The 12,118-nt window shown below is 73.0% G+C and carries 11 protein-coding genes and 1 pseudogene; 10 read left to right on the forward strand and 2 right to left on the reverse strand.

All coding sequences use genetic code 11. The annotated features are described in order from the left end of the window. The 3 genes and pseudogenes from B056_RS43810 to B056_RS0134350 form a co-directional block, all read left to right on the forward strand. Positions 1-194 (forward strand): annotated as a pseudogene (locus B056_RS43810) (NYN domain-containing protein); the annotation flags it as partial. 238 nt (positions 195-432) lie between these two features. Next, a complete protein-coding gene (locus B056_RS0134345) occupies positions 433-843 on the forward strand; it encodes a hypothetical protein (RefSeq protein WP_018506359.1) in 411 nt (136 codons plus the stop codon). Beyond that, positions 830-1,177, forward strand: coding sequence for a hypothetical protein (locus tag B056_RS0134350; RefSeq protein WP_018506360.1), 348 nt, complete (start codon positions 830-832; stop codon positions 1,175-1,177). The genes B056_RS0134345 and B056_RS0134350 overlap by 14 nt, the downstream gene beginning before the upstream one ends. Positions 1,178-1,250: 73 nt before the next feature. On the opposite strand, the gene B056_RS39110 is transcribed toward B056_RS0134350, so the two are convergent. Both B056_RS39110 and B056_RS39115 read right to left on the reverse strand, forming a co-directional pair. Continuing rightward, positions 1,251-1,904, reverse strand: coding sequence for a prepilin peptidase (locus B056_RS39110; protein ID WP_018506361.1), 654 nt, complete (start codon positions 1,902-1,904; stop codon positions 1,251-1,253). Positions 1,905-1,941: 37 nt separating this feature from the next. Continuing rightward, entirely contained in the window at positions 1,942-2,259 is a 318-nt protein-coding gene (locus B056_RS39115; protein ID WP_018506362.1) for a hypothetical protein, read from the reverse strand. Between the two features lie 270 nt (positions 2,260-2,529). Here B056_RS39115 and B056_RS0134365 point away from each other — a divergent pair, with 270 nt between their 5' ends. From B056_RS0134365 to B056_RS39905, 7 genes are all read left to right on the forward strand, one after another. Next, the gene (locus tag B056_RS0134365) at positions 2,530-3,462 is read left to right on the forward strand and encodes a hypothetical protein (RefSeq protein ID WP_154677391.1); all 933 of its coding nucleotides are present in this window, start codon (positions 2,530-2,532) and stop codon (positions 3,460-3,462) included. Positions 3,463-3,589: 127 nt separating this feature from the next. Further along, complete coding sequence (locus B056_RS0134370; protein WP_230203327.1) at positions 3,590-4,684, forward strand: conjugal transfer protein; 1,095 nt, start codon at positions 3,590-3,592, stop codon at positions 4,682-4,684. A 7-nt stretch (positions 4,685-4,691) separates the two neighbouring features. Then, entirely contained in the window at positions 4,692-4,997 is a 306-nt protein-coding gene (locus B056_RS0134375) for a hypothetical protein (protein ID WP_018506365.1), read from the forward strand. Then, complete coding sequence (locus B056_RS43390; protein WP_018506366.1) at positions 4,994-5,542, forward strand: hypothetical protein; 549 nt, start codon at positions 4,994-4,996, stop codon at positions 5,540-5,542. Before B056_RS0134375 ends, B056_RS43390 begins: the two co-directional genes overlap by 4 nt. Then, the gene (locus tag B056_RS0134385; protein WP_018506367.1) at positions 5,539-8,358 is read left to right on the forward strand and encodes an ATP-binding protein; all 2,820 of its coding nucleotides are present in this window, start codon (positions 5,539-5,541) and stop codon (positions 8,356-8,358) included. Before B056_RS43390 ends, B056_RS0134385 begins: the two co-directional genes overlap by 4 nt. Beyond that, positions 8,355-10,760, forward strand: a complete 2,406-nt coding sequence (locus B056_RS0134390) for a hypothetical protein (protein WP_154677392.1) — start codon at positions 8,355-8,357, stop codon at positions 10,758-10,760. The genes B056_RS0134385 and B056_RS0134390 overlap by 4 nt, the downstream gene beginning before the upstream one ends. Positions 10,761-10,763: 3 nt before the next feature. Continuing rightward, on the forward strand, positions 10,764-12,008 hold the full coding sequence (locus B056_RS39905) for a lytic murein transglycosylase (RefSeq protein ID WP_154677393.1): 1,245 nt from the start codon (positions 10,764-10,766) through the stop codon (positions 12,006-12,008). Positions 12,009-12,118: the final 110 nt, after the last annotated feature.

Consider the following 12,118-nt stretch of genomic DNA (forward strand, 5'->3'; position numbering starts at 1 on the left):
CGGTGGCCCAAGCCCGCGAGCTCGTCCCCGTCGGGGTCGTCAACCCCAGCAAGGGCTACACCGCCGGCGCGCTACGGGGAGCGCCGCACACCGGCGTCGGCCGGCACTGGTGGGACAACCTGCGCGCCGCTGACCTCACCGCGGCACAACTGCCGGTACAAACCGGCCCCCTCACCCGCCCGCCTGGATGGTGAGTTTTGACAGCCAGGCCCGGCACATGCCAAGCTCGGCTCCTAGACCACCCGGCCCCCTCGTGGGCCGGGTTTTTCCTTGTCGCGATCAACTGCTTCCTCGCACCGGGCCATCCGCCTCGACGGCCTGGCCACATCCACCGCCCTCCAAGATTTTTTCGAACTGATACGCGGTTCGGTGTCGCGTCGAGCCCGCGGCGTGTCCCTTCCTTCGGTACCAGCCCGTTGACCGAAGGAACGAGTGATCCTCATGGACGACGACCGCTACGTCGACAGCGACACCGGCGAGATCCGCTCCTGGTGGCGGACCCCGAACTCGGACGACGAGTACCGCGACCCGTGGAGTGGCATGCCGTCCGCGGGGGCGCAGCCCATCCCGAGCCTGCGACACCTCGACGACCAGCCGCCGGCAGCCCCCGAACCCCGCGAGAACCCGGTGCGTACCGTGCTCGCGGTCGCCGCCATCAGCATCGGGCTCGCCCTCGTCATGCTGCTACTGCGTCACTGGTTCGACGGCGAGGACAGCCAGTCGAGGCGCAACGTCGCGCAGAACCTCGGCGCCGCCAGCCTGTTCCTGGCCGCCCCGCTGCCCACGACGTTGAGCAACCTCGGCGAGACGGTCCTGACGGTTTCCTCCCATGACCGAACCTGAGGCCCGCGGGTTTCTCCGGGCGTCTCTCGCCAACCTGGCACCGGGCATTCGGATGATCGTGGGCATGGTGGTGGCGATGGCGGTGGCCGTATCGGGCGGGGCGGCCGCGGCCGGTTGCCTGCCCCCGCTGCACGCGGTCGGCGTCCCCGACCTGCTCGCCCTGGCCATGGCGTCGGTTGTCGCAGGGCTGACCATCTGCCTGCTGGCACTGGCCGCCGCCGGCCTCGCGCACCGGTTCAAAGCGATGCCCGACGATGGGACAATGCATCGTAAGGAACCCGCCACCCGTCGCAAACGGAGTGGTCTTCGCCGCGGCATAGTGCCCTCCGAATGAATTGAGCAATTGCCGGACCGGATCCGGACCGATGGAGCAGGAGCGCGCCGGCGATGGTGGTGGCGTGGGCGGTTTAGGAAGCAAAGCCAATTGAGGCCAGCATGCCGGCGAGCATCGCGGGACCGAACGGCAGCGCCTGCCCGCGCCGGCGCGCTCCGCTCGCCCAGAGAATCCCCCCGGCGACGGCATGCAGGAGGAACGGCAGCGCCGCGGCGATGTACCAGCTGAGTGGCCCGTGCCAGCCGCCGACGGCGCCGAGCAGGCCGGCGAGCCGCACGTCGCCGCGGGCCATCCCGCCGGTGAGTGCGACCACCCGGTACAGGGTCCACAGCGCCGCCGCTCCTGCGGCCGCGCCGGCGATCTGGCTGAGGTTGTCGCAGGCGAGGGCGGAGACCGCGAAGAGTGCCGCGGTCGCCGTGGTCGCCGCGTAGACCTGCGCCGCGGGCAAGCGGTGCACACGCAGGTCGACGATCGCGAGCCAGAGGCCGGCGAGCGTGGCCACGAGCACGGCCGGGGAGGCGGCTGTCCATCCGTGCCGCGTCACGACCGCGCCGATGCCGGCCCCGACCGCTCCGACGATGAGCACCGGCCCGTGGCCCGGCCGTGTGCTCCCGGCTGACCTGGATTCGCCCTCGTCGCCTGCGGTGGGCCGTGGCCGCACCCGCCACGCACTGGGGGTGGCCAGCGCGGAGAAGACGCCGGCGACGACGATGACCGCGAAAGGCATGGATCAGGATGGCTGATCCTGGCGTGGTGGTGTTCGTTCAGTCCGCCTTGCGGCGGCTGGCGCGTTCGTGGCCCGGGGCGCCGCGGCCTTTCCGGTTGTCCTGCCAGGTGCGGGCGGTGCGCACGCACCAGCGTTTGCGGTCGGCGAGCATCTCGTCGGGTTCGCACAGCAGGCCGATGCTGGCGTACTTGCGCAAGGTGGCCACCGCCATCGGCTTGCCGGTCATCGCGGTGACGAGCTCGGCGAACTCGCGGTAGCCGATGAGCCGGTCGGCGGGCCAGCCCAGCGGGCTGTCGGTGTGGTCGGTCGGTGCGTCGGCGGCGGGTGGAGCGGGCGGGTTCTCGGAGGCGTTCATCCCTTCCAGGATGCCGCACAGTGTGGCCTTCGTGGTGGTGCGTGGAGTGTGGGCACCCTCGGTCTGCGCTGCGCGGGCCGGGCAACGGGCGGCATGGGGAGGTTGCCTTTCTTCCCGCTCGATGCCGGTGGGTGGGTTGCCCGGGGTGGGTGAGGGTTGCCTGATTCGTGTTGCCCCAGGTCAGGGGCTGGTTGCCCGGGGCTTGAGCAATGGGGTGGGCAAGGTCGGATTCGACGGTGGCTGCGATCGCACTCGAGATCGGAGACGCCCGTGGCCGCTGTTCGTGTTCCGTCCCCCTGTGCCCGTCCGGCCTACGCGTCGGGTCGGGTCGCGGTGTTCGACCTGCTCGACGTCGAGCGGGACAGGATCGTGGGCAGCTTCTCGCTGCGGGCGGCGACCGGCCGCTGGGCGGCGGCCGACCCGGATCTCGCCGGGCTCGGTGACCCGCGTGCGCTGCTGGCCGCGGCCCAGGACATGACCGACCAGGGCAGGGTCGCCCGGGTTGTGGGTGCGCTGGTGCGGCTGGCGTCGCAGGACCCCGGCGAGCCCGCGGAGGAGAGCACCGGGGAGCCCGCCGCGCCGGAGCCGATGTGGGGGGAGGTCAGTGTCGAGGACCGGCGGTGGGCGACGCAGCTGCTGGTGCACGCCCTGCTGCCCGGGGTGAAGGATCTGTGCGCGCGGACGTGGTGGATGCCGCGGCATCCCGACGGGGGCAGCATGTGGCTGCTGGCCGACGACGAGGAACGGGCCGCGGTCGCGTTGGAGCTTCTCCTCGCGAGTATCCGGGCGTTTCGCTGGCGGTCGCGGCACAGCGCGGTGAACCTGGCGTTGCTCAGCGAGGTCCGTACCCGGCTGACGCGGATGGTGATCGCGGCCCGCGACGCCGACCAGCCGGTGCAGCGCCATGCCGATCTGGATGTTGCGGTGGGTAGCCACCAGCCTGCGGTGGATGAGCATTCCTTCTACACCGCGGCGCTGATCGGGCTGTTGCGGTGGGCGCGGGACAGTCAGGTGTTGACCGAGCAGGCGGTGCGGCTGGTGGCGATGACCCGGCTGGCTGACCGCAGCCCCGACGAGCTCGCCGCCGAGCAGGGCATGCGGGTGCACACGCTGCGCCGGCGGCGTCAGCGGGCCGAGGCGACGCTGGCCCGTGCGGCGCGGGCCGCGGGCCGCTGGCCGTTGCCCGAACCGGCCTGGGCCTGACCACCCGCGTGGTGCCGGACGTCGCCTGAACATTTTTCGACGTCGTGCGGGTTGCCGTGTCGCGTTGCCTTGATCGGCTGTGCCTTCCCTGGGTGTTGCTTTCACATCCACGGAAGGGAGGGTGTCGGTGTTAGGGCGAGGCCGGACGGACTCGGGTGTGGCCGAGGTGGGGGATGTCGGTGGTCCGGCGATCCCAGTGGCGCGCCGGGCCATGTGGATGACGGCCGCGGCGACCGTCGCCTTGTGGGCGCTGGTGATCATCGGTGCGGTGGGTGGTGTCGCCGCATGGCTGACCCGTCCCGACAGCGGTGGCGCGCCGGTGGCACAGGGGCGCTCGGCGACCGGGCCGGCGGGGTGGGCGCAGGCATTCATAGCCGCGTTCCTCACCGCGGGCGAGGGGCAGGAGGCACGGCTACGGATCTTCTTCCCCAGCGCGCCCTCCTTGGACGGGGTGACCGCGGGGATGCGCCAGGCCGGGCCGGTGACGGTCCTGCGGGCCGGGGAGGCGGCGGCCGGCTACTGGACGGTGACCGTCGCCGTCGACGAGCTCACCCGCACCGCCCAGGGCGATCTCGTCCCGGACGGGGTTGCCTGCTACCGGGTGTCGCTGGTTGCCCGCGGAGACGCGGCCGCCGGGGGAACCGGGGCGCAGGGCGATCCCGTCGGGTACAGCGCCACCCGGATGCCGGACCGGGTCGCCTGCCCGTCGGCTCTCGCCGCCGCGCCGGCCCTGGGTTACAGCACCCCGGTCGACCCGCAGGATCCGGTCGGTGATGTGGTGCGTCGTTTCCTGACGGCGCTGCTGACCGGGACGGGTGAGCTGGGCCGTTACACCAGTCCGACGGCGACGATCCGCCCGATCATCCCGGCCCCTTACAGCGGCGTCGAACTGGTCGACGCGCGACGCGACAGCCTCCCGGGCCTGGACATCGCTCAGCCGGCGGATGGGCAACGCCTGGCGGTGCTGGCCACGGTACGGGTCGCCTCGGCGACGGCGATCCAGCTCCTGAGCTACCCGCTGCGTCTGTCTGGGCGCGCCGGGCGCTGGGAGGTTTCGGCGCTGCCCGGCGCCCCACCGCTCGCCGACGACGCGCTGCCGACGGTGCCCGCCGCCCCCACCCCGACGGCCAGCCCGTCTCCACTGCCGAGCCTGTCCGCGCCGCCGAGTCCGTCTCCGTCTTTTTCCTCCTGGCAGGAGTCCTCCCGTGTCCCCTCCTCCTGAAACGGTTGTGCTGGCCGCCGGCTGGTTCGACACGTTCAACAAGCTGACCGGTCAGGTCAAAGCACTGGTGTTCGTCGTGCTCGGCATCGTCGTCGTCATCAACATCATTCGGGTGGCGTTCAGTAGACAGGGCGCGCTCGTGCCGCTTCTGATGGCGGCTGTCGCCGGGGCGGTGGCGATCTGGGCGGCGAACAACAGCGACGACAACGCCAACCGGTTGAAAGAAGACCTCGACAACGCCTCCGGTATCCACCTCGTCGTTCCCGCGGCCGATATTCGGCTGTGGGAGGACGCGGGGCGGGTGGGCGTGTGAACACCAACGACATCGACCGGGCCGGCGGCCGGTTGACGTTCCGCAGCTACGCGAAGGCGCATCGCCATGGGCATGTGGTCGGGCTGCTGCCCGGTGGTCAGCCGATTCCGTTCGGCCCGTACACGTTGACCCAGGTCGGTCTGTTCATCGGCACGCTGGTCGTGCTTTATCTGACTCGGGCGCTGTGGATGCATTTCGGGTTCGTCGGGAATCTGCTGGTGCTGTTCGGGCTGCCGGTCGGGTTCGCGTTCACCGAACGGTTCGTGCGCCCGGAAGGGCGCAGTCCGCTGCGCAGTGTGCGGGCGCTGGCCGGCTATGCCGCTGCCCCGCGCGGTGGCCGGGTCCGGGGCCGGTCCCGTCCGACCCGGCCGCGGGCGGGGCGCCCAGCCCGCGCGATCTTCGTGCGTGATCTGCCCGCCCCGCCGACACCTGTCCCGTCTCGGCGGGGTCCAGCCCCCGCGCCCGCCCCGGCGGGGGTGCGGTCGGTATCGGTGTCGGAGCTGCTCGACCCGCCTGCCGGCGCCGGGGCGGGTGGTGCGCGGTGAGCTGCCCGGCCCGGCACATCGCGGGCAACCTCGTGTGGACCGACCGGGGCGGGGTCCTGGCGGTGTGGCGGATCCACCCGGCGACCTACCCGCACGCCTCCCGTGCCGACAAACTCAAGCTTCACCACGAGACCCGGGCGGTGCTCGCCCAGCTGCGCGGCGAGGCGATGCTGCTGTCGTTGACCGTGCCGATCGACCCGGTGGCCACCGTGGGGCGGATGGTCGCCGACATCGACCTGGAGGCCCATCCCGACTGGGTGGTCGCCGCCGACGCCGCGCTGGACCTGCTCGTCGACTGCGACCTGTATGACCGGGTCCGGTTTTTGGCCGTGGACCTGCCCGCCCCGACGTTGCGCGCCGGGGCCGCCAGCGCCCTGGGGGCGGCCTCGTCGCGGGTCACCGCGTCGTTCGGCCTGCCCGCTACGGGGCCCAGCGCCGTCGAGGTACGCCGGCGCCGCCAGCAGGAAGCCGACTACTTCACCCGGTTCGGGGCTCCCGCCCGGCTGCGCCGGGCGAGCGCGACCGAGGTTGCCTGGATCTACGCCCGGGCGTGGCGACGCGGCGTGGGTGACCTTCCCCTGGACGGCCCGCAGGCCGACCTGGCCCACGGCGACCCCGTCCACGACCCGCACCGACAGCGTTTCGCCGCCGAAGCGCACCTGCACGGGCCGCGGCTGCGCGGCCCGGCGTTGAGCACCCTCGACGAGGCGGTCACCTTCGAAGGCGGGCAGCGTGAAAGCCGCCCCCGTGGGGCGGGGGTCCGCCGCTACGTGCAGATCACCAGCGGGTTCGGGGCCAGCTATCAGGCCGCCGGTGTCCTCGCCGACCTGCCGGAGAGTTTCACCTTCCCCGACGGGGCGGAATGGTTCGCCGCCGCCGACGCGGTCGCCGACCCGGTCGACTGGTACGCCCGGCTGCGGGTGATTCCGAACGAGGACGCCAAACGCGGCGCGCGGCGCAAGCTGCGCCAGCTCGTCTCCCAGCAGTCGGAGTGGGCGGGGGAAACCGCCGGCCTGCCGAGCAGCCTCGGTAACGCCATCGACGCCCTCGACGACGAGCAGGCCGAACTCGACGCCTCCTCCGATCCGCTGCTGGCCGCGAGCATGGTGTTCTCCGTCGCCGCCCCCGACCCGCGCGACGCCGACCGGCAGATCAGCGGGCTGCAGGCGGTGTTCGCCGGCGGCGAGTACCGCCTGGCTCGTCCGATCGGCGACCAGGAAGCCCTCTACGAGGCAGGCAAGCCCGGCAGCGGACTGCCGCGGGTGTGCCGCGACTTCGAGCAGATGCTCACCCCCCGCCAGCTCGCCGCGGGCAACCCGTTCGCCGGCGCCGAACTCGGTGACCCCACCGGTGTCCTGTTCGGGATCTCCCTGGATGGTGGGACCGCCCGCCCGGTGCTGCTCGACCCGGCCCGCGGCCCGGCCACCGACCGTTCCGGCTCGATCGCGATCACCGCCGCGCTCGGCGCCGGCAAGTCGTTCTCGTTGAAGTATCTGGCGTGGGCGACCCTCGCGCGTGGCGGCCGGTTCACCACCTTGGACCGCACCGAGCACGGGGAATGGGTCCAGTTCGCCCAGGCGGCCCCCGGCGCGACCGAGATCGTCACCCTCACCGCGGACGCGAACGTCAGCGTCGACCCGCTGCAGATCTTCGCCGGGGACGACGCTCTGCAGTTCGGCACCGGGTTTTTGTGCCTGCTGCTCGGGATCGGGATCCAGGACGTCGAAGGTGACGTGCTGAGTGCCGCGGTCAAAACCGTGCTCGCCGAACGCAACCCGCGGGCCGCCCGCGTGCTCACCGTCCTGGAGGAGCGGGCGGTGGCCGAGCGGGGCCGCCGCCTCGGGGACGCCGCCGAGCTCGTCGCGGGCCGGCTCCGCGGCCGGCTCAGTGAACGACTGGCCCGGGTGATTTTCGGGGACGAGCCGCCGCTGCGGCTGTCCCGCGCCGACTCGGTGATCCTGTGGACGCCCGGTCTCAAACCGCCCCCGCGGGAGGTACTGCTCTCCCCGGAGCTGTCCCGGCGGCTACTCGGCGAGCAGCTGCTCGCCCAGGCGATGGTCTACCTCTCCGCCGCGATCATGCGGAAGATCGCGTTCACGGACCGGTCCCGGTTCGGCGCGATGTGCCTGGACGAGGTGTCGTTCCTGACCGCCTCGGTCGAAGGCGCCCAGCTCCTCGAGGAAGGGCTGCGCGAGTCGCGGCGCGCGAACGCCGCGGTGTGGGTCGCCGCCCAGGACGTCGCCTCCCTGGGTGAACCCCGGCTACGCGCCCTCATCCCGATCCGTCTCGCCGGCCGCCAAGGCAGCCGTTACGCCGCCGAACAGGCCCTGGAACTCCTCGGCATGGACGTCGACGAGGAACACATCACCGCCCTCCAAGAGATCAACCCCGACCCGGCCCGGCAACCCGAACGGGTCGGGGAGATGTACCTGCGCGACCTCGACGGCCGGGTCGGGTTCATCCAGGTCCTGCCCCCACGCCTCCCCGGCCTGCTCGCCAGCTGGGACAGCAACCCCCGCGCGGCCACCGCCACCGAACGCCACCCCGTCCCCGCCGCGAACCAGCCAACCCCACCCGCACCCGACCGCCCCCGCCCCCGCGGGCCTGGGCCGGCAGGCCCGCCCACCCGGGACGCCGATCCCGAATTCCCATGGTCGGAGCGGGAATCCCCAGCCGTCGAGGGTGCACCGTCGGCCCCGCCGACGGGCGGGGCGCACGGGCGGGCGACGCTCGCCGACCATCTGCCGCTGGCACCGGCGTGGCGCCCCACCTCCCCACGACACCCACCCGCGCGCCCCGGCACCGGGCACCGGTGACCCGTCGCCACCGCGGCCGCCGTCCGCGGATTCGCTACCTGGCCGCGTTCACCGCCTTGGCCTTCGTCGTCCTCGTCGCCCTCGCCCAGGCAACCAGCGCCGCGCAGGCAACCAGCGCCGCCCCAGTGGCCGTGCCCACCCCCGCGGCGACGCCACCGCCGACCATGCCCGCCCCGGAGTCAGCCTCCACAGGCACGGCTCCCACGACGGACCCGGACCCGGCGGCCACCGCCCCCGCGGACGCCACCGCCGCCACCGACCCCGCGCAGAGCCCCCTCGCCCCCGACAGCTCCCCGGACGACACCGACGGCGGTAAACCGCCCACCGGGCTCGACGGGGCGATGTTCGGCCGCGACCCGACCTGCGCCCCCGGCGTCCCCGCGGACAGCCTCGACTGCATCCCGGTGGAGAACTACGACATCTGGTACGACGGCGGCAAAGCCTGGTCCTACGTCACCAAGGCCACCGGCCTACTCACCCAGGTCGCGTTCGGCACCGACCGGCTCGCCGTCCGCGCCTCCACCGCCGCCCTGCTCGAAACCCTCGAGTTCAACATCGCCAAGTATCTGATCGAGCCAGCCGAACGGGTCGCCCACGACTACGAGGACAACGTCCTGCTCCGCTTCGGGCTCCCCAGCCTGTTCCTGCTGCTGTCCCAGGCCTGGGCCGGCTACAAACTGATCCAGGGACGTATCGCCGGCGGCCTGTCCGAAGCCGTCACCGGCCTGGTCATCGCCACCTTCTCCGCCGGCATCCTCGCCACCCCCGCCACCACGATCCTCGGCGACACCGGCCTGCTCGGCATGACCCGCGACCTGTCGCTGTGCGTCGTGTCCGCGACGACCGAGGGGGGCTGCGACCCGGACGAGACCCCCACGCCGGAGAACCTCACCGGCCCCCTGACCCAGAAGGTCAAATACGCGTTCGTCGTCCAACCGAACATGATCCTCAACACCGGCCGGGTGCTCGACGACCCCGACCCGTCGCGGCGCTCGCCGTGCCTGAACGCCTACCGGATGGCGGTCGCAACCGGCCCCTGGGACACCGCGTCCTGGCCAGGGCCCCGCGACATCCTGCGCGACGCGGGCGGAGACTGCGCCACGCTCGCCGACTGGAACGCGAAGATGACCCCCGAACGGCTCCTCGGCGCCGGCCTGGTCGCCCTCGCCGCGATGTTCTTCTTCCTGTTCACCCTCATGCTCTGCGGTGGACTGTGCATCGCCCAGCTCGCCCTCGCGCTCCTGTGCTGCCTGACCTTCTTCGCGACCGCGTTCGGGCAGATGCCCGGCCTGGGCCGGGCGATGCTGTTCCGTTGGGCCAGCGGCATCGTGCGCGCGCTGCTCGCCGTCGTGCTCACCGTCGTCTTCCTGTCCCTGTACCTGATGCTGATGCAGGGAGTGCTCGCCAGCACCGCCAGCAGCCCGATGGCGGTGCGCTTCGGACTGCTGGACCTGCTCGTCCTCGCCTCGTTCCTGTTCTTCCGCCGCGCCCGCCGCGCCACCGACCGCGTCTCCGACCAGCTCGGCCGGCGCCTGCAACGCCTCCAACCCGGCTCCGCCTCCCCCACCGCGTCCTGGATGCGCCCGGCGGCATCCACCGGCAGCAGCTTCCAGCCCGCCGAACTGTGGTCCGAGGGCCGTGGGGACGTCCGTGGCGCGATGCGCCCCCTCGACCTCGCCCAGAGCGTCATGTACTGGCGCGGCGGACGCCGGGCGCGGCGCGGACTGTTCCGCGGCCGCGGGGGCGGGACCCCCGCGGCCACCAGCGGTGGAGGCGGTGGAGGTGGAGGTGGAGGTGGAGGTGGCCGCGGGGGGCCGACCACCACCGCCGCCGGGTCGAGGGCCGCGCGGCTGCAGGCCCGGTTGGGGCAGACCCGCCCCGCCCAGGCGGCCCGGCTGGGGTGGCGGATCGGGCGCACCACCGCCGCCTGGACAGTCGGCGCGCCCGTCACCTACCCCCGCGCCGTGCGCCAGGCCAGCGCCACGGTCCGTTCCGCCCGCGTCAGAGTTGTCGACGAGTACATCCGCGGCCGCCGTGCCGCCGGCGGCCGTAGTCAGGCTGCCGGCGACTACGGGCGGACCTACCGGCGGAATCTGGCTGCCGCGGCCCGCGCCCCCGGCCACTTCCTTGACCGGCGCGTCAACCGCCTCACCGAACCGTTCCGTATCGCCGCACGGGTGCGCGCCGGCGCCTACTCCACCCCGCCACCACCACCGCCGGCTTCGCCGGGCCCCGCGCGGCGCCGCTCAGGCCGGCCCTCATCCCGGCAACCCCAGGCCCAGCAGTCGCAGACCCAGCCCACCCCCGCCACCCGGGCCGCGGCCCGGCGGCTACGCCAACGCGCCTCCCGCCCACCGCAGCAGCCGTTGCCGCGCACCACCCGCCGCCGGCCCGGCCGGTAGCCGATGGCAGCACCCGCGGTCGCAGTGAAACTCGCCCACACCGCCACCCGTCGCCTGATCCAACGCAAGGCCCGCAAACTCGCCCTGCGCCAGGCCCGCAAGGTCGCTGCCCGCGCGTCCCGCCGGAAGGGCGGCGGCGCGTGGTGGTGGCTGCTCGCCCTGCTCGTCGTCACCCCGGCCGGACTGCTGGCCCTCACCGCCCTGATGCTCGTGGTCATCAGTGGAGGTGGTGGCGCAGCCGCCTCCCAGCAGTCCCCCGGCGCTGCGGGCCTCCCCCCGGCGCCGAGCGCGGTCGAGGGCATCCCCGGCCCGGTCCTGGACGCCTACCGGCACGCACCGGACTACGCCCGCCGCTTCACCCCGGCCTGCCAGGGGGTGCGCTGGTCGATCCTGGCGGGCATCGGCCAGGTCGAGTCCCACCACGGCGCCGGCCGGCCAATAGACCCCAACGGCGACCTCCACGCCCGCCCGATCATCGGAGTGCCCCTCGACGGCAGCAACGGCACCGCGCGGATCCTCGACAGCGACGCCGGCCGGTTCGACGGTGACCGCGTCTACGACCGGGCGGTCGGCCCCATGCAGTTCATCCCGAGCTCGTGGCGGGCGATGGGCCGCGACGGCAACGACGACGGCGTCACCGACCCGCACAACATCTACGACGCGGTCGCCGCCGCCGTGGTCCACCTGTGCGGGACCGGCCCGAAAGACCTCTCCGACCGGGCGACGCTTGAGGCCGCGATCTACGGCTACAACGCCAGCCGCAGCTACGTCACCACGGTCCTCGCCCAGATCGACCACTACGACCAGCTCACTCCCACACCGACCAGCACGGACACGTCGGCGCCGGGTGGAGACGCCGTTGGCGGGGCGGGCCGCGAAACCTACCCGGCGATCATCCGCCTGATCGCCGGTTCGTCCGTGCCCTACGGCGTCACCTCCACCCGCCGCACCCCCGAAGCCGGCGGCGGCGTCAGCTACCACCACGTCGGCCAGGCCGTCGACTTCGCGCTGCCACCCGCCGGAGCCCGCGACACCCCGCAGCTGCTGGCCATCAACCAGTTCTTCGCCCGCTACGCCCCCGGCCTGACCGAACTGATCTACACCGGGCCCGGTGCGACGTGCGTGAAGAACGGGACGGTCGTGCCCTGCACCGCCGCCGCGTGGGGTGCGAGCACCGTCGCGGAACATCATGATCACGTTCACGTCGCCGCCACCCCGGACATGCTGCGCCGGATCGGCCTGGGCTGATGGGCGGGTTTGCACCCGTGCCGATCCGAGCCGAGGGCCGACCCGTTCGCACTGGGACTTCCTGCGGTGGTTCCGGCGATGGTTCCAGCGGTGGTTCCGGCCACGGTTCC

Origin of the sequence: Parafrankia discariae (assembly GCF_000373365.1) — a bacterium.
GTDB lineage: Bacteria > Actinomycetota > Actinomycetes > Frankiales > Frankiaceae > Parafrankia > Parafrankia discariae.